The 18,400-nt window shown below is 60.3% G+C and carries 14 protein-coding genes and 2 tRNA genes; 8 read left to right on the top strand and 8 right to left on the bottom strand.

The window, feature by feature from the left end; all coding sequences use genetic code 11:
* The first annotated feature begins 122 nt into the window (after positions 1-122).
* Positions 123-665, top strand: coding sequence for a YaeQ family protein (locus QYQ93_RS23615; protein ID WP_003193952.1), 543 nt, complete (start codon positions 123-125; stop codon positions 663-665).
* A gap of 150 nt (positions 666-815) precedes the next feature.
* Positions 816-2,525 carry a single-stranded-DNA-specific exonuclease RecJ gene (gene recJ / locus QYQ93_RS23610; RefSeq protein WP_043046868.1) on the top strand — a complete coding sequence of 570 codons (1,710 nt, stop codon included), beginning with the start codon at positions 816-818 and terminating at the stop codon, positions 2,523-2,525.
* A 137-nt stretch (positions 2,526-2,662) separates the two neighbouring features.
* Here the strand turns inward: recJ and QYQ93_RS23605 are convergent, their stop codons facing one another.
* The 4 genes from QYQ93_RS23605 to QYQ93_RS23590 form a co-directional block, all read right to left on the bottom strand.
* Positions 2,663-3,943, bottom strand: a complete 1,281-nt coding sequence (locus QYQ93_RS23605) for a virulence factor family protein (protein WP_338475575.1) — start codon at positions 3,941-3,943, stop codon at positions 2,663-2,665.
* The gene (gene mprF / locus QYQ93_RS23600; RefSeq protein WP_043046870.1) at positions 3,943-6,585 is read right to left on the bottom strand and encodes a bifunctional lysylphosphatidylglycerol flippase/synthetase MprF; all 2,643 of its coding nucleotides are present in this window, start codon (positions 6,583-6,585) and stop codon (positions 3,943-3,945) included. Before mprF ends, QYQ93_RS23605 begins: the two co-directional genes overlap by 1 nt.
* A 279-nt stretch (positions 6,586-6,864) precedes the next feature.
* A tRNA-Met gene (locus QYQ93_RS23595) sits at positions 6,865-6,941 on the bottom strand.
* Between the two features lie 174 nt (positions 6,942-7,115).
* Positions 7,116-7,192 (bottom strand) — tRNA-Met (locus QYQ93_RS23590).
* 278 nt (positions 7,193-7,470) lie between these two features.
* Between QYQ93_RS23590 and dinB the strand changes: the two genes are divergently transcribed.
* The gene (dinB, locus tag QYQ93_RS23585) at positions 7,471-8,529 is read left to right on the top strand and encodes a DNA polymerase IV (protein ID WP_043051606.1); all 1,059 of its coding nucleotides are present in this window, start codon (positions 7,471-7,473) and stop codon (positions 8,527-8,529) included.
* Between the two features lie 126 nt (positions 8,530-8,655).
* On the opposite strand, the gene QYQ93_RS23580 is transcribed toward dinB, so the two are convergent.
* From QYQ93_RS23580 to QYQ93_RS23565, 4 genes are all read right to left on the bottom strand, one after another.
* Positions 8,656-9,609, bottom strand: coding sequence for a hypothetical protein (locus tag QYQ93_RS23580; protein WP_338475574.1), 954 nt, complete (start codon positions 9,607-9,609; stop codon positions 8,656-8,658).
* Between the two features lie 20 nt (positions 9,610-9,629).
* A complete protein-coding gene (locus tag QYQ93_RS23575; RefSeq protein WP_043051604.1) occupies positions 9,630-11,345 on the bottom strand; it encodes a proline--tRNA ligase in 1,716 nt (571 codons plus the stop codon).
* Positions 11,346-11,521: 176 nt separating this feature from the next.
* Entirely contained in the window at positions 11,522-13,063 is a 1,542-nt protein-coding gene (locus QYQ93_RS23570; RefSeq protein WP_043051603.1) for an AmpG family muropeptide MFS transporter, read from the bottom strand.
* A gap of 43 nt (positions 13,064-13,106) precedes the next feature.
* Entirely contained in the window at positions 13,107-13,421 is a 315-nt protein-coding gene (locus QYQ93_RS23565) for an MGMT family protein (RefSeq protein ID WP_043051602.1), read from the bottom strand.
* 196 nt (positions 13,422-13,617) lie between these two features.
* Here QYQ93_RS23565 and QYQ93_RS23560 point away from each other — a divergent pair, with 196 nt between their 5' ends.
* The 5 genes from QYQ93_RS23560 to groL all read left to right on the top strand — a co-directional run bounded on the left by QYQ93_RS23560 (position 13,618) and on the right by groL (position 18,240).
* Complete coding sequence (locus tag QYQ93_RS23560; RefSeq protein WP_043051601.1) at positions 13,618-14,625, top strand: DUF481 domain-containing protein; 1,008 nt, start codon at positions 13,618-13,620, stop codon at positions 14,623-14,625.
* A gap of 103 nt (positions 14,626-14,728) precedes the next feature.
* The gene (locus QYQ93_RS23555; protein WP_043051600.1) at positions 14,729-15,460 is read left to right on the top strand and encodes a HugZ family protein; all 732 of its coding nucleotides are present in this window, start codon (positions 14,729-14,731) and stop codon (positions 15,458-15,460) included.
* Between the two features lie 66 nt (positions 15,461-15,526).
* Positions 15,527-16,003 carry an FxsA family protein gene (locus QYQ93_RS23550; protein WP_043051599.1) on the top strand — a complete coding sequence of 159 codons (477 nt, stop codon included), beginning with the start codon at positions 15,527-15,529 and terminating at the stop codon, positions 16,001-16,003.
* A gap of 247 nt (positions 16,004-16,250) precedes the next feature.
* A complete protein-coding gene (locus QYQ93_RS23545; RefSeq protein ID WP_043051598.1) occupies positions 16,251-16,544 on the top strand; it encodes a co-chaperone GroES in 294 nt (97 codons plus the stop codon).
* A gap of 49 nt (positions 16,545-16,593) precedes the next feature.
* Positions 16,594-18,240: a chaperonin GroEL gene (gene groL, locus QYQ93_RS23540; protein WP_043051597.1), complete on the top strand. Its 1,647-nt coding sequence runs from the start codon at positions 16,594-16,596 to the stop codon at positions 18,238-18,240.
* Positions 18,241-18,400 lie beyond the last annotated feature (160 nt).

Raw genomic sequence — 18,400 nt, 5'->3', positions numbered from 1 at the left:
TACAAGCACGGGACGGAGGTGCCTTGCTTTTTAACATAGGTGAGCAGATGCAGCGCAGATTCGTTGAATGACCCCGCCATCGGTTAGACTGGCCACCTTTCCCTGTCTCTAGAAGCCCGTTCATGGCCCAGCCGTCCACGACCTACAAATTCGAACTCAACCTCACCGACCTCGACCGCTCGGTGTATGAGAGCGTCAAACAGACCATCGCCCGCCACCCTTCGGAAACCGAAGAGCGCATGACTGTGCGTCTGCTGGCCTACGCCCTTTGGTACAACGAGCAGTTGGCGTTCGGGCGTGGCCTGTCAGATGTAGACGAGCCGGCCCTGTGGGAAAAAAGCCTGGATGATCGGGTTTTGCACTGGATCGAAGTCGGCCAGCCGGATGCCGATCGCCTGACCTGGTGCTCGCGCCGCACCGAACGCACCAGCCTGCTGGCCTACGGCAGCCTGCGTGTTTGGGAAGGCAAGGTGGTGCCGGTGGCCAACAACCTGAAAAACGTACACATCGCCGCCGTGCCCCAGGAAGTGCTCGAGACCCTGGCCAAGGACATGCCGCGGGTGATCAAGTGGGACGTGATGATCAGTGAAGGCACGATCTTCGTGACCGACGACCGTGGCCAGCATGAAGTGCAACTGCAATGGCTGGTTGGCGAGCGTGGTTGAATCGTGGCTGAGCACGGCTCCCTGTAGGAGCGAGCTTGCTCGCGAAAAACCTCAGGGCACCGCGATCACCCAGACATCCCGCGTCATCGTTAACCACCTTCGCGAGCAAGCTCGCTCCTACAATTATTAAAGAGAAGTTATCACCACCGTATGCGTATCGATCCCCGCCCATTGCCCGCCGTCCTGCCTTTCCTCGGTGAATTACCGCCGCTGTTGACCCGTCTCTACGCCGCACGCGGGGTGCAATCGGAAGCCGAGCTGGACAAGAGCCTGGCGCGGTTGATTCCCTACCAGCAGCTCAAGGGCATCGACGCGGCGGTGGATTTGCTGGTAACGGCCCTCGAGCAGCGCCAGCGCATCCTGATCGTCGGTGACTTCGACGCCGATGGCGCCACGGCGAGCACCGTAGGTACCCTGGGCCTGCGCTTGCTTGGAGCGGCCCATGTCGATTACCTGGTGCCCAACCGTTTCGAGTACGGCTACGGCCTTACGCCGGAAATCGTTGCGGTGGCGCTGCAACGCGAGCCGCAGTTGCTGATCACCGTGGACAACGGTATCTCCAGCGTCGAAGGCGTGGCGGCGGCGAAAGCGGCGGGATTGAAGGTGCTGGTGACCGACCACCACTTGCCGGGCGATGAACTGCCGGCGGCAGACGCCATCGTCAATCCGAATCAGCCTGGCTGCGGGTTCCCCAGCAAGGCCCTGGCCGGGGTCGGCGTGATCTTCTACGTGCTGATGGCCCTGCGTGCGCGTTTGCGCAGCTTGGGCTGGTATGACAACAGCCCACAGCCGAACATTGGTGAACTGCTCGACCTGGTGGCCCTGGGCAGCGTTGCCGACGTAGTGCCGTTGGATGCCAATAACCGCATCCTCGTCCATCAGGGCCTGGAGCGTATTCGTGCGGGTCGGGCGCGGCCGGGGATCAAGGCGATCCTTGAAGTAGCCAAGCGCGACCATGCCCGCATCACCTCCACCGACCTGGGTTTCATTCTCGGCCCGCGTCTGAATGCGGCCGGGCGCCTGGATGATATGAGCCTGGGTATCGAGTGCCTGCTCACCACCGACGTTGCTGCCGCACGGGAAATGGCCGCGCAACTGGACGGCATGAACCAGGATCGCAAATCCATCGAGCAAGGCATGCAGCGCGAGGCCCTGGCCCAGCTCAAGGACTTGCCGGTGGAGTCGATGCCGTACGGCTTGTGCCTGTTCGACCCGGAGTGGCACCAAGGGGTGATCGGCATCCTCGCGTCGCGCATGAAGGAGCGCTATTTCCGCCCGACCATCGCTTTCGCCGATGCCGGCGATGGCCTGCTCAAGGGCTCTGGCCGCTCGGTGCAAGGCTTTCATATCCGCGATGCACTGGCGGTCGTTGCCAGCCAGCATCCCAACCTGATCACCAAATACGGTGGCCACGCCATGGCGGCGGGGCTGACCTTGCCCGAAGCGAACTTTCCACTGTTTGCCGAAGCCTTTGATGCCGAAGTACGTCGGCAGCTGCGTGAAGAGGACCTCACCGGCCGGCTGCTCTCCGACGGCACCTTGGCCGTGGAAGAGTTCCACCTGGAGCTGGCCCGTGCCCTGCGCCATGCCGGCCCGTGGGGGCAGCACTTTCCCGAACCGTTGTTTCACGGCGTGTTCCAGTTGGTGGAACAGCGGGTGGTCGGCGAGCGACACCTGAAAGTGGTGCTCAAGAGCGAGTGCGGGTCAGTGAGGCTCGATGGTATCGCCTTTGGCGTGGACCGCGAGGTGTGGCCAAACCCGACGGTGCGGTGGGTGGAGTTGGCCTACAAGCTGGACGTGAATGAGTTTCGCGGCAATGAAACCGTACAGCTGATGATTGCCCACATCGAACCGCGCTAGCTATTACTGACAATACAAAACAAATGTGGGAGGGGGCTTGCTCCCGATAGCGGTGCATCAGTCACTAAATCATTGACTGACATTCAGCTATCGGGAGCAAGCCCCCTCCCACATTGGGTCCTGTGTGCAGCCTGGAGCTACTCGGCTTTGGCCTGGTGCTTGACGATAATATCCACCAAGCGCTTGGCCAGCGCCGGGTAGTTTTCATCGAAGTGGTGCCCGCCCGGCAACTTCATGGCTTCACCCACCGCGGTCTTGTCGGTGCAGCCACTCTCGTCGACTTCTTCTGCACCGTAGATGCACACGACCTTCTCTGGCGGCAGCTTGGCCATTTCCGGGCCGGTCGCGGCTTCTTTGCCGGCGTTACCCAGCCAGCCTTCCACTTCGATTTCAAAGCTGCCGGTGCGGGCGAAGGCCAGCAGGATGATTGCATCGACCCGTTGCTGTTCGTTTTCCGGCATGCGGTTGTAAATGGCCGGCAGTACGTCGGCGCCGAACGAATAACCGGTGAGCACGAAACGCTTGGTGCCCCATTTCTGCCGGTAGTGCTGCATCAGTTCAGTGAGGTCCTTGGCGCTTTGTTCCGGGGTCTTGTGCTGCCAGTAGTAGCGCAGGGTGTCGATGCCGACCACCGGGTAGCCGATCTTGGCCATCTCGCCGGCTACGTCGCGGTCCAGGTCGCGCCAGCCGCCATCACCGGAGAGGAACAGGGTCACGGTGTCCTTGGCTTGGCCGGCCGGCACTTCCACCACCGGAATGGCCAGGCCGCCGTTGTCCGAACCTACCAGTTGCTTGCGCAGCTCGTTGTTCAGGATTTGCGGGTAATGAATGTCGTAGTCGCTGATGCTGGTAGTGGCACGCGGTGTGTCGCGTACGAAACTGGCACTCTCATCGTCAGGGTTGTCGTTCCACGCCACCAGCCAGCTGCCATGGGCGGCGGTTTTCGGTAGCGGGTCCTTGCAGCCTTCCTGGGTCAATGCGAAGCCCACCGAGATGGCGTTGGCCTTGTCATCGCTCTGAGAGGCCAGCCAGCGCCAGGCCAGTGCGGCGCCCGGGCCGATGCCGCTGACCAGGGTCGCCGGGCCTTTGAGCTGGGCCAGGGCGCCTTGCAGGGCTTGTTCCTGCACTGTGCAATCAGCCTTGGGCAGGACCACCTGGATGATCTGTGCCGTGCCGCCTTGGCTCAGGGCAATCAGCTGGCTGTCGGTCAGGGTTTCATCAGCCATCACCGCCACGGCTACACGAGCTTTCGCGGTGCTGGCCGGAGTTACGCGGGTCATCACCGAGCCGTCGGCCTGGGGCAATTGCTCCAGGGTCGGTTGCGGAGCAGGGCGGTTCCAATACCAATAGCCGCCACCCAGGATCAGGGCGAGCAGCACTACAAAGGCCAATACATACCGCCAGGAGCGTCGAATCATCAGCGTTTCACCAATCCAGTCAAGCCGCCCGCGATCAGGGCGGCGGTATCGGCCAATGCCACCAGCGGGTCAAGTCCTGCGGGCACGGCCATGTAACGGGGTTCCCAGTCAGGCTGGAACTTGTCTTTGAAGCGGCGCAGACCTTGAAAGTTATACAGTTGCTCGCCACGGCGGAACACCATCGAACCCAAGCGCTGGGTCAACGGTGCGCCACGCCGCGGTTGCAGGCCCGACAACGGCACCATGCCGAGGCTGAAGCGCGCGTAGCCGTGGCTCTTATAGTGTTGAATCAGGCCCACCATCATGAACTCCATGGTCAGCTTGGGCGCGTCCGGGTGGGCACGCATCAAGTCAAGGCTGGCCAGGTCATGGTTGTAGGTCTCGAGCAGGTTGGCAAAGGCCACCGGGCGCCCTTCGAAGCGAATGATCGCGATACGGAAGTGCCGGAGGTAGTCGTCGCTGAAACGGCCCAGGGAGAAGCCCTTTTCCCGCACATTCTTACCTGTCAGCCAGGCATCGGAGATAACTTTTAATTCATCCATCGGCGCCTGGCCGGGTTCGAAGATTTCCAGGGACAGGCCGTCCCGGGTGCCACGGTTCCAGGTGTAGCGCAAATCCTTCATCTCTTTGCCCTTGGCTTCCAGGTCAAAGCGTTTCAGGTCGACGCGGGCTTCTTCGCCCAGCTTGATCGCGGTGAGGCCGATGTCCATGTAGTACGGCAGGTTTTCGGCACGGACTTGGTAGAACACCGGACGGGCGTGATGGATGTCGCACAGGTCACGGAACTGCCAGATCATCTCGGCACGCGGTTGGGTCGGGCCGATCGGGTCGTACAGGGCCACCAGGCTGCGTCCGCGACGGGCGTACATCAGGAAGGCTTCGTCGTTGGGGTGGAACAGCAGCGCCTTGTCGCCAGTCAGCGCCAGGCCGCCGTCGGGCTGGGAGGAGGCCATCAGGATCTTGGTGGCGCGCTCCAGTTCTTCCGGGGTCGGCAGGTGAATGACCGGGCGTGCCGTACGCAGCAGCCAGGTCAGCGACACGATTACCAGCAACACGGCGGCGCCGAGCAGCGAACGCAAACCACGCGGGGCGTTGGCGTCGAGGGTGAACTGCCACCAGAGTTGATGGCTGTAGGGCACGTCCTGGTAGGCAAACAGCAGCAGCCAGATCGAAGCGCCGAGTACACAGACACTGGCCACCAGGTACAGCGGCGAAAAAGGCAATTCGGTCAGGCGACTGGCGCGGTAGAACGAGCGACGGAAGATCGCCAGCAGCACCGCAGTCATGGTCATCAGGCTGGCTTCTTCCCAGTCGAAACCTTTAAGCAGCGAGAGCAGGGCGCCCACCAGCAGCAACACCATGGTCAGCATCCAGGCCGCCGACAAACGTCGACGCAGGCCCTGGGCGAGCAGCAGGCACAACACGCCGATCAGGCTGGCACCAAAGTGCGAAGCGTCAATCAGGCGGTGGGGAATCAGGAAGCCGATGTTTTCCAGGCGTGAGTCGATCTCCGGCGTGGCGCCGGAAAACAGCAGGACCACGCCGGACAAAAAAACCAGTACGGCCAGTACTGGCGCCGCCAGCCCCGAGGCCACCCGCAGGCTTTGCTGGGTCTGGAATAGACGCTGGGCCTCGTTGACCAGCAGGAACACACAGGCAATCAGCAGCGGCAAGACCACGTAGATCATCCGGTACAGCAGCAAGGCTGCAGCGAGGGGCGCGGCACCGAGCTTATCGGCAAACGCTGCCAGCAGGATCGCTTCGAATACACCCACGCCGCCCGGCACATGGCTGAGTACACCGGCGGCCAGGGCCAACAGGTACACCAGCAGGAACGGGCCGAAGGGCGGTGCTTCCGGCAACAACATATAAAGGACGGCAGCAGCAGCGGCGACGTCCAGTGCGGTGATGATCAGTTGCAGGAAGGTCAGGCGACGGCCAGGCAGGCGCAGCGTACGGCGACCGGCCTTGACCAGCAGGTTGTCGGGGTAGGGCTGTTCCGGCAGGCGGCGGCGATAGATACCGATGCACAACGCGGCTGACAGCAGCAGCACGGCACCGGCAACGCCACCGAGCAGGCCTTGCGGCAAATGCAGGTAGGTCGAGGCGGCCGGCAGGTTGCTCAAGGTGGCCAATGCGGCCAGTGGCGGCAGGGCGCAGCCCAGGGCCAGGCTGGCGAACACGGTCATGTGCGCTACTTCCGACGCGCCGATGCCATGTCGTGCATATAGACGGTAGCGCACCGAGCCGCCCGAGAGCATCGACAAACCAATGGCGTTACCGATGGCAAAGGCGGTGAAGCCACCCAGGGCCAGGGTTTTGGCGGGCAACTTCACCCCGGCATAACGGGCACCGGAGAATTCATAGCCGAGCAGGATGACGAAGCCGGCGACCGCCGCTGCAAACGCGCCGAGCAGGGCTGGCTTGGGCACCTCCAGGATCGAGTCGTGCAGGGCATAGAGATCCAGTTCCAGCAGCAGGTGCCGGCAGGCAATCAGGGCGATTGCAAACAACAGCAGCGTAACCGCCAGGCCGATGGGCTGCCGGTACTTGCTCAACAGATCCAGCCAGCGCAAGCGGGTGGGCGTGATCGGTTGTTCTGCTGTGACGGTGTCTTGTGGTTCAGACGAGTTGGCGCGCATCAATCACCTCGTGGATTGTGCGCGACAGGATGGGGGTATCCAGCCAAGTTACCAATCCCTATGGACAAAATAATTACAAATATTAACGCGGATCGCCGGGTGCGGCGACTGCGGCCATTGGTCGTAGAGGGTAGCGCTTGAGCATTGAGCCTGGCGTGCAATGAGATGGACTCAACAAACCGAGTAGGGTTTCATGAAAGATGCCATGCCATTGTTTCAGAAGAACTTTTTCACCGGATACAAAAAAGGCCACTCTTTCGAGTAGCCTTTTTTGATGTTTGGTTGCGGGAGCCGGATTTGAACCGACGACCTTCGGGTTATGAGCCCGACGAGCTACCAGACTGCTCCATCCCGCGTCTGTGGCCGGCATTCTACAGCCCAGCGGCGGGGTGTCAACCGTTAATGCGCCGATGAGGCCAATTAGTGTGAATTATTCTGAAATCAAGGCGTTGGCGCGTTTTTGGTAACCAGGGATGAAAAACAGACGCGCACAAAAAAGGCCACTCTTTCGAGTAGCCTTTCTTGATGTTTGGTTGCGGGAGCCGGATTTGAACCGACGACCTTCGGGTTATGAGCCCGACGAGCTACCAGACTGCTCCATCCCGCGTCTGTGTGTCGGCATTCTACAGAGGAACGCGAGTGTGTCAACCCGTTAATCGAAGAAAAGCGCTTGTGCTTCAATCGGTTAGCTCTCAAAAGTGCGGCCTTGAACCGCTCGGGGCCAGTCAGGCCGAGGCTTTCAGCTCTATCGGAAGGCTGAATTCGATTGAGAAAATAAATTCATCTGGGAAACTTCCTACCATTTAGAAGGAAGAATCAAACTACTGGTGCTATATACAGGTGTGAATGCGATACTGCCCACCCGTTGGTTCACACCCCGTTTATATGACGCAGCGCAAAATCATCCACGTCGATTGTGATTGCTTCTACGCCGCCATTGAGATGCGCGATGACCCGAGCCTGGCGCAAAAGCCCTTGGCCGTGGGTGGCTCGGCGGACCGTCGGGGCGTGATAGCTACTTGCAACTACGAAGCACGGGCGTACGGGGTGCGTTCTGCCATGTCGTCGCGCCACGCCTTGAAGCTGTGCCCGGACCTGACCATCGTCAAGCCGCGCATGGATGCCTATAAAGAAGCCTCGAAGGAAATCCAGACGATCTTTCGCGACTACACCGACTTGATCGAGCCGTTGTCGCTGGATGAAGCCTACCTTGATGTCTCCGACAGTCCGCATTTTGGCGGCAGTGCCACGCGCATTGCCCAGGATATCCGCCGCCGTGTTTCCAACCAGTTGCATATCACCGTGTCTGCCGGTGTGGCGCCGAACAAGTTTTTGGCCAAGATCGCCAGTGACTGGAAGAAACCCAACGGCCTGTTCGTGATTACCCCGGGCCAGGTCGAAGACTTTGTCTCGCAGTTGCGCGTCAGCAAGCTGCACGGCGTCGGCAAGGTCACGGCGGATAAGCTCGCACGCCTGGGTATTGAAGACTGCCTGCAGTTGCGCGAGTGGAACAAACTGGCGCTGGTGCGCGAATTCGGCAGTTTTGGCGAACGCCTCTGGAGCCTGGCCCGTGGGATTGATGACCGCGTGGTGCAGAACGACAGCCGTCGACAATCCATCAGTGTGGAAAATACCTACGACGTGGACTTGCCGGATCTCTCAAGCTGCCTGGCGAAACTGCCCGAGCTGATGGAAACCCTGGCCGGGCGTATGGCGCGCATAGACAGCAGCTACCGGGCGGGCAAGCCGTTTGTCAAAGTGAAGTTTCATGACTTTACCCAGACGACGCTGGAGCAGGCCGGGGCAGGGCGGGATCTGGAGAGTTATCAACAGTTGCTGACCCAGGCGTTTAACCGTGGGGGGAAACCGGTGCGATTGCTGGGGATTGGGGTGCGGTTGCTGGATTTAAGTGGCGGCAACGAACAACTCGAGTTCTCCTGGTAGAAACCGGGTGCCCCTTGTAGGAGCGAGCTTGCTCGCGAAGAACGTCAACGATAACGCGTGTTTCCTGAATGAACGCGGCGCCTGTGAGTTTTTCGCGAGCAAGCTCGCTCCTACAAAAAGCCTTAACTAGCGTGCGCCAGGATCCGCCACCAACCGCCCCGCATCCTTGGTCAATGCCTGCAGGAATTCCTGCTGCAATTCCGGATCATTGCGGGTCAGTTCAATCAGGCTCTGTTCCAGTTCGCTGGCCTCTTCTTCCAGGCCCAGCTCCGACAGGCGCTTGACCCGGTGTACCCACTGGTTCACCTCGTCATCTTCCAGGTCGTCGTAGATCAGCCCATGGGCTTCCAGCAACTTGCCGCGCAGGCTGTTGCTGACCGCCAGGGTCGAGTCCGTATGCACGTCATCCTGGCCGTCTTCGACGCTGATCTTCAAGGTGGTGATGCGGTTCAGGTCCTGCTCGGCGAAGGGGTTGTCCAACAGGTTCAGGCGTAGTATGCCGTTGCGGTCGGTGGTCAGCTCATGGGTCTGCTTGCCGGCGGTGACCTGTACCGGGCGTTCGCTCCAGGGCAGGCTCGAATACTCCAGGCGCTTGTCGCGCTGGACTTCATCGATGGCTGCCAGGTTCTGTTGCGCTCGGCCGTGGGATTGCACGTTCATGAACGGGTTGATGCCGTCCACACCGTAGCTCAACCAGTCATGGGTCACGCTAGTGGGCAAGTTGCCGAGGGCGAAGATATTCGCCACGTTGGCGCCCACGCCAGCCACCAACGCCACGGCCCCCAGGGGCATCTCGTAGAGTTTGCGCCAGGGCTGGTAGGGCGTGTAGCGGTCGTAACGACGGGTGACTTCGAATTCGGTGACTTCGAAGGTCTTTTGCTCATGGATGCGAACCCGACGTTGTGGCAGCTCCAGCACTTTGGGTTCGCCGACATCGATCTGCAGGCTGTGGTCGAGCAACTTGCGCTCGATCCGCTCCTCGTGCTCACTGCGTTGCGACATTTGATTGGCGCAGCCGCTGACCAGCAGGGCGCCGCACAAGGCGGCGCCCCCCAGGGCTCTGGTGTGTGGCTTGAACATGACGTCTCTTGGTCTGGTTTTCAGCGACGAATACGCGCCTGGAGGAAAGACAGTACGTCAGCCACCGGCAACGGTTGGGCTTCAGCTTCGGTCCGGCTCTTGTATTCCAGGTTGCCATCGGCCAGGCCGCGGTCACTGACCACGATCCGGTGCGGGATGCCAATCAGTTCCATGTCGGCGAACTTGATACCCGGGCTGGTCTTCTTGTCCCGGTCATCGAGCAGCACTTCAAAACCGGCGGCCGTCAGTTCGGCATACAGTTTGTCGGTGGCTTCGCGTACTTGCTCGGTTTCGTAGCGCAGTGGCACCAGGGCCACCTGGAACGGTGCCAGGGCGTCACTCCAGATAATGCCTTTTTCGTCATTATTCTGTTCGATGGCAGCGGCTACCACACGAGAAACACCGATGCCGTAGCAACCCATTTCCAGGGTGATCGGCTTGCCGTTTTCGCCCAGCACTTCGCACTTCATCGCCTTGCTGTACTTGTTGCCCAGCTGGAAGATATGCCCGACTTCGATGCCGCGCTTGATTTCCAGGGTGCCCTTGCCATCCGGGCTTGGATCGCCGGCAACAACGTTACGCAAGTCAGCCACCGTCGGAACCGGCAAGTCGCGCTCCCAGTTCACGCCGAAATAGTGCTTGTCGTCGATGTTCGCGCCGATGCCGAAGTCGCTCATCAGCTCCACCGAACGGTCGATGATGATCGGCAGCGGCAGGTTCAGCGGGCCCAGGGAGCCGGCGCCGGCGCCGATGGCGTCACGCAGTTCGGCGTCGGAGGCCATGACCAGTGGGCTGGCCACGCCAGGTTGGTTGGCCGCCTTGATTTCGTTGAGCTCGTGGTCGCCACGGATGACCAGGGCGATCAGCTTGCCTTCTTCTTCGGCGTGCACGATCAGGGTCTTGATGGTTTTTTCAATCGGCAGATTGAATTTTTCCACCAGGGCCGCGATGGTCTTGGTGTCAGGAGTATCGACCAGGCGCAGTTCTTCGGCCGGTGCGGGGCGGGAAGTTTCCCGTGGCACCGCTTCGGCTTTCTCGATGTTGGCCGCGTAGTCGGAACCGTTACTGAACACGATATCGTCTTCGCCGGATTCGGCCAGCACGTGGAATTCGTGGGAGCCGGCACCGCCGATGGAGCCGTTGTCCGCCTCAACCGGTCGGAATTTCAGGCCCAGGCGCGTAAACACGTTGCAGTAGGCCTGGTGCATGCGGTCGTAGGTGACCTGCAGCGACGCGAGGTCGGCGTGGAAGGAGTAAGCGTCCTTCATGATGAACTCGCGGCCACGCATCAGGCCGAAGCGTGGGCGGATTTCATCACGGAACTTGGTCTGGATCTGATACAGGTTCAGCGGCAACTGCTTATAGCTGCTCAACTCGTTGCGCATCAGGTCGGTGATGACCTCTTCATGGGTCGGGCCGGCGCAGAAATCGCGGCCATGACGGTCCTTGAAGCGCAGCAACTCAGGGCCGTACTCTTCCCAGCGCCCGGATTCCTGCCACAACTCAGCCGGTTGGGTGCTCGGCATCAACACTTCCAGAGAGCCGGCGGCGTTCATTTCTTCACGAACGATGGCTTCGACCTTGCGCATCACCTTCAAGCCCATGGGCAACCAGGTGTACAGGCCGGAGGCCAGTTTGCGGATCATGCCGGCGCGCAGCATCAGCTGGTGGCTGATCACTACCGCGTCGGAAGGCGTTTCTTTCTGTGTGGCGAGCAAATATTGACTGGTACGCATGGTAGGCCGTTGTCGGTTGCTTGGACTTGAAATGACTTGGGATTGTACGGGCGCTTGCCGCTCGCGTACAGGCATGAGCTATGTAGGAGCGAGCTTGCTCGCGAAGATCGTCAACGATGACGTGGGAAACCGGGGAGAACGCGGTGTCTGTGAGTTCTTCGCGAGCAAGCTCGCTCCTACAAGGGATCCGTTTCTTCAGAGGGGTTCAACCGGGCGCGCCGGTTTTCCTGGAACCAGTGCAACGCAATCAGGAACAGCGTCGGCAGGCCCAGCAGGCAGGTGATCATGAAGAAGTTGTGGTAACCGAACTTCTCCACCATCACTCCCGAGTACCCGCCGATCAGGCGGGGCAGCAACAGCATGATCGAGCTGAGCAACGCGTACTGGGTGGCGGAGAACTTGAGGTTGGTCAGGCTCGACAGGTAGGCGACGAACGCCGATGTGGCCAGGCCCGAGCTGAAGTTATCCAGGGATATGGTGACGATCAGCATCTGCAGGTCGGGGCCCATGTCGGCGAGCATCACGAACAGCAAGTTGGTGCCGGCCGAAGCCACGCCACCGATAAACAGGATTGGCAGGATACCGAACCGCACAATCAACAGGCCGCCCATGCCGGCGCCGACCAGGGTCATGATCAGGCCGAAGATCTTGCTCACCCCGGCGATCTGGTCCTTGGTAAAGCCCTGGTCGATGTAGAACACGTTGGCCATCACGCCCATCACCGTGTCGGACATGCGATAGGTGGCAATCAGCCCTAGCAGCAACAGTGCCTGCCAGCGATAACGCAGGATGAAGTCGTTGACCGGCGTCAGCACCGGCGCCAGGCCCCGGCGGCCCATGGCCGAAAGGCACAGCGAAGTGAGCGTGATATAGAGAATGGCGCGCAGGAATGCGCGGTCTTCCATCAGCAGTTCCCATAGGCTCACACCCTGGAACAACACGCTGGCGAAGTCAGTGTTGTACAGTTGGGTGAACATCGCCGGCACCGACACCAGCAGCACGATCAGTACGAACACTGACACCAGCTGGTGCACGAAGCTGTAGCGCCCGGCCTGCAACTGCGTGCGCAGGGGCACATCGGGCTCACGCATCAACAGCGTGGTCAGCAGGGCTGGAACCATCAACACGCCGAACAGCACATAGGTGCCGGTCCAGGCCGAGTGTTTATAGTTGAAGCCGGTGGAGCCGAAGCCTTCGGCAAAGAACAGCGCGCCGGCCGTGGCCAGCAGGGCGGCGATGCGATAACCGGACATGTAGCTTGCGGCCAGGGCGGCCTGGCGGCTGTCGTCGGCAATTTCCAGGCGATAGGCATCCACGGCAATGTCTTGGGTGGCCGACGCGAACGCGACCACCACCGCAATGGCGATCAACCAGGACAAGTGCTTTTGCGGATCGCAGAAGCCCATGCCGATCAATCCGAGGATCACCAGCGACTGGGCCAGCACCAGCCAGGAACGACGACGCCCCAGTTTTCCGAGTAACGGCAGGCGCCATTGGTCGAGCAGCGGCGACCAGACCCATTTGAAGGCGTAGGCCAGACCGATCAGGCTCGCATAACCGATGGTTTCGCGGGCCACACCGGCTTCACGCAGCCACACGGAAAGCGTCGAGAACACCAACATGTAAGGCATGCCGGCGGCGAAACCGAGCAACAACAGCACTAACGTCGAGGGGCTGGCATAGGCGGCGAGCGCGGCGCGCCAGGTTTTACGGGGCATGGGCTGGAGTCTGCCTCAGATTTGCGGAAACAAAGCGCGCACTCTAACCGCTGTGCTCTACCGGGCGCCAGCCATGACGCTGAATATCAACGCGATTGTTCAAGATAGTGACGCCTTCGCTACGCAAACGCGCACGTTGTTCGTCACCCGAGGCACTGCCCACCGGCAGGCTTATCCGACCGCCGGCACCCAGCACCCGATGCCAGGGCAATCGCGTGTCCTCGGGCAACTGGCTCAGGGTGCGCCCGACCCAGCGGGCAGCGCGGCCCAGGCCGGCCAGTCGGGCCAGCTCGCCGTAGCTCACCACGCAGCCTTCCGGCACTTGCGCCAGCGTCAGGTACAAGGCGGTACGACGCATGTCGGCGGGGCTTTGCGGCGTATCGGCAGGTAGATTCACTGTGTGTGGGCATCCGTTGAGATCGTCGTTGTTTTGTCAGAAACGTCTGTAAACATGGCGGTGAGAATTGAACTCAATATAAATCCTTGAGTCAGTTCTAGCCATGTAACACTATAACGCCCCTTATTTTCGCCACCCCTGAGCCCCGTATCTGCTTATGTTGTCCAGAACCCTGTTGTGCCTTGCTGTTTTCAGTGCTTCCACGCCCTTGCTCGCCGACACCGTGTGGTTGAAAAACGGTGACCGCCTGACCGGCAAGATCAAAGTCTTCGACGGCGGTAAATTGCTGATCCAAACCACCTACGCAGGCTCCATCCCGGTGGACTGGAAACAGGTCAAGACCCTGGAAAGCGACCAGGAACTGCTGGTCAAGCAGGACGCCTACAGCGGCGAAAAGGCCAAGTCCTTGCACGCCTCGGATGACGGCAAGGTGGTGCTGGCCAATGGCGAGGCGCCCAAGACCGTGGAGCTGGCAAGTATCCAGCAGATCATGAAGCCCAAGCCAGTGATCGAAGACTTGGTGTGGAAGGGCAACGTCGACCTGGCGCTGGACTACAAGCGTGCCGACAAAGACACCAACGACTACGACATCGACTTCAAGACCTCGGCCCGTCACGGCCAGTGGCGTCATACGGGCAAGGGCGAATACAACCGCGAGTTCCAGGATGACGTCACCACCACCGACAACTGGGCGCTGGAATACAACCTGGACCGCTTCATCACCGAGCACTGGTTCTGGCAGGGCCGCTTGACCTACAAGCGCGACAAGGTCGAAGACCTGGCTCGCCAGCGCGTTGTCGGTACCGGCCCGGGCTATCAGTTCTGGGACGATGAGCTGGGCGCCTTCTCCCTGGGTTCGCTGGTCAACCGCACCGATTATGAATATGCCGACGGCGGCAAGGACAACTTCTATTCCCTGGCCATGAAGTGGAACTACAACCGCTACCTGGTGGGCAAGACCGTCGAGTTCTTCACCAACGGTGAATTGGGCAAACCCCTGGCCGGACCGGCCGAGTATTCCCTGGATGCCGAAATGGGCCTGCGCTACAAGGTCACCGAGTGGGCTTCGCTGAACTTGAAGGCTGAGCGCAACGAGGTCAGCGGCAACTCTGACAGCAGCTTGAGCAAGACCCGCTACACCGCAGGCTTTGGTGTGGCCTGGTAAAACCTGCGTCGGCCAGCCTGGCAACCTGCGCGGATATTGATTACCTTGTGTTGAGATCCATTCCCATATGCCATGGACGGCGCAACACCCGAGGAGTCATACGTTGAGCGCGCACGTTGCCAAGAACGCCCGAGAGCTGTTGCTCAAGGAATACCGTGGGGCTCTCTCCACATTGTCCAAAGCCATGCCCGGGTTTCCCTTCGGCTCGGTCGTGCCCTACTGCCTCGACGAACAGGGGCGCCCGCTGATCCTGATCAGCCGCATCGCCCAGCACACCCACAACCTGCAAAAAGATCCCAAGTGCTCTCTGCTGGTAGGTGAGCGCGGGGCCGATGATGTGCAGGCCGTGGGGCGCCTGACCTACCTGGGCGAAGCCGAAAAGCTTGAAGACGAAGCGGCGATTGAAGCCGCTGCCGAGCGCTATTACCGCTATTTCCCCGATTCGGCCAACTACCACAAGGCCCACGATTTCGACTTCTGGGTACTCAAGCCGGTACGCCACCGTTACATCGGCGGGTTTGGCGCGATTCACTGGGTCGATCAGTTGACCTTGGCCAACCCGTTTGCCGGGAAAGCCGAGCGCAGCATGATCGAGCACATGAACAGCGATCACACCAAAGCCATTGCCCATTACGTCGAGCTCAGCGGCTTGCCCACCACCGAGCCTGCGCAATTGGCTGGCATCGACAGTGAGGGCATGCACCTGCGTATCGGCCAGTGCCTGCACTGGTTGCCTTTTGCAGAGGTTTGCAACACCCCGACACAAGTACGCGAAGCCCTGGTTTCACTGGCTCATGCCCAAGCCTGGCCGAAAAAAACCGCCGCCAATGCTTGAATTCACGAAATGGCGACGTCATCTAAGGTGAACTGGCAAGGCATTCTTGCGTTGAGGAACCATTTGATGCGCCCTTTTTTATTGCTCTTTCTGCTGTTCCCGGTGTTGGAGCTGTTCGTATTCGTTCAAGTCAGCGGTGCGATCGGGTTTTTCCCGGCATTGCTGTTGATCATCGCCGGCTCGATGCTCGGCGTCCTCGTGCTGCGCGTCGCCGGCCTGGCTACGGCGCTGCGTGCCCGTGAAAGCCTGAACCGCGGCGAGTTACCCGCCCAGACCATGCTGGAGGGCTTGATGATGGCGCTGGCAGGTGGCTTGTTGATCCTGCCGGGCTTTGTCAGCGATGTGGTCGGCTTGGTCCTGCTGCTGCCGTTCACGCGCAAGCTGCTGGCCGGCAAGATGCGCCAGCGTGCCGAAGAGGCCGCGATTCGCCAACGCGCCTTCGCCGACGACCTGCAACCCCGTGGCGGCCCGGCACCGCGCCAGCCCCTGGGACGTGAAGGCGATGTGATCGAAGGCGAATTCGAACACCGCGACAGCAAATAACCGCTTCACTGGCACGGCACCCTCGGGTGCCGTGTTGCATTCACCCTGCGGCCGACACAAAAAATTTCATCCTCGGCCCCTTGTAATAACCACAGCCGCCCTTATGTAACGGTCACCGCAAGGTTTCTGGTGGTGACATCAGACAGACTTCCGCGATTTGCCCTGCGAGTCGCGACCGGCACCGCCGGAATTTAACCCGCCGGAATTGATACCGGCCGATGAAAATCACAATTAGGAGAGATCGACAATGAAGCTTCGTCCTCTGCATGACCGCGTCGTCATCCGTCGCAGTGAAGAAGAAAAGAAAACCGCTGGCGGCATCGTCCTGCCAGGTTCGGCTGCTGAAAAAGCCAACCACGGTGTGATTCTTGCTGCGGGTCCAGGCAAGGCTCTGGAAAACGGTGAAGTACGTGCGCTGGCCGTGAAAGTGGGTGACAAGGTTGTTTTCGGCCCTTACTCCGGCAGCAACACTGTGAAAATCGACGGCGAAGACCTGTTGGTCATGAGCGAGAGCGAGATTCTCGCCGTTCTGGAAGACTGATTCCCCGTTCATTTTCCCGTTACTACAAAGTATTTAAGGAATATCGATCATGGCTGCTAAAGAAGTTAAATTCGGCGATTCCGCCCGCAAGAAAATGCTCACCGGTGTCAACGTCCTGGCTGACGCAGTAAAAGCGACCCTCGGCCCGAAAGGTCGTAACGTGATCATCGAGAAGAGCTTCGGCGCTCCGACCATCACCAAGGACGGCGTTTCCGTAGCCAAAGAGATCGAACTGGAAGACCGTTTCGAAAACATGGGCGCGCAGCTGGTCAAAGACGTTGCCTCCCGTGCCAACGATGACGCAGGCGACGGCACCACCACCGCTACCGTCCTGGCCCAGGCGATCGTCAACGAAGGCTACAAGGCCGTCGCTGCCGGCATGAACCCGATGGACCTCAAGCGCGGCATCGACAAGGCGACCATCGCCGTCGTCGCTGAGCTGAAGAACCTGTCCAAGCCATGCGCGGACACCAAGGCCATTGCCCAGGTTGGTACCATCTCTGCCAACTCCGACAGCTCCATCGGCGACATCATTGCCGAAGCCATGGAAAAAGTCGGTAAAGAAGGCGTGATCACCGTTGAAGAAGGCTCGGGCCTGGAAAACGAACTGTCGGTTGTAGAAGGCATGCAGTTCGACCGTGGCTACCTGTCCCCGTACTTCGTCAACAAGCCGGAAACCATGGTTGCCGAGCTGGACAACCCGCTGATCCTGCTGGTCGACAAGAAGATCTCCAACATCCGCGAAATGCTGCCAGTCTTGGAAGCCGTTGCCAAAGCCGGCCGCCCACTGCTGATCGTTTCCGAAGACGTTGAAGGCGAAGCCTTGGCGACCCTGGTCGTGAACAACATGCGTGGCATCGTTAAGGTCGCGGCCGTCAAGGCTCCAGGCTTCGGCGATCGTCGCAAGGCCATGCTGCAGGACATCGCCGTATTGACCGGCGGTACCGTTATCTCCGAAGAGATCGGCCTGAGCCTGGAAAGCGCCACCCTGGAAAACCTGGGTAGCGCCAAGCGCGTGACCATCTCCAAGGAAAACACCATCATCGTTGACGGTGCTGGCGTTGAAGGCGACATCGAGTCCCGTATCGCCCAGATCCGTGCACAGGTTGCTGAAACCTCCTCGGACTACGATCGTGAAAAACTGCAAGAGCGCCTGGCCAAGCTGTCCGGCGGCGTTGCAGTGATCAAGGTTGGCGCTGGTTCCGAAGTCGAAATGAAAGAGAAGAAAGCCCGCGTTGAAGACGCCCTGCACGCAACCCGTGCGGCCGTTGAAGAAGGCGTGGTACCTGGCGGTGGCGTTGCCCTGATCCGCGCCCTGGAAGCGCTGACTAACCTGACCGGCGACAACGCTGACCAGAACGTCGGTATCGCGGTACTGCGTCGTGCTGTTGAAGCACCGCTGCGCCAGATCGCTGCCAACTCCGGTGACGAGCCAAGTGTTGTGGTCAACGAAGTCAAGAACGGCAAAGGTAACTACGGTTACAACGCTGCGACTGGCATCTACGGCGACATGATCGAAATGGGCATCCTGGACCCTACCAAGGTGACCCGTTCCGCGCTGCAAGCAGCAGCCTCCATCGGTGGCCTGATCCTGACCACCGAAGCCGCAATCGCTGACAAGCCGAAGGCTGAAGGCGCAGCTGGCGGTGGTATGCCAGACATGGGCGGCATGGGTGGCATGGGCGGCATGATGTAAGCCAGCCTCACCCGGCACTGAAAAACCCCGCCTGCAGTGATGCAGGCGGGTTTTTTTGTTGTCTCGGCCTGGCCGGTGATAATGCGGGTGTACTCGTTCAAAAATGTGGGAGAGGGCTTGCCCCCGATGGCCATAGGTATTTACACAACTGACCGTGCTG

This window comes from Pseudomonas khavaziana (genome assembly GCF_036704165.1).
GTDB classification, from domain to species: domain Bacteria; phylum Pseudomonadota; class Gammaproteobacteria; order Pseudomonadales; family Pseudomonadaceae; genus Aquipseudomonas; species Aquipseudomonas khavaziana.
This window is presented reverse-complemented; position numbering and strand designations above follow the sequence as displayed.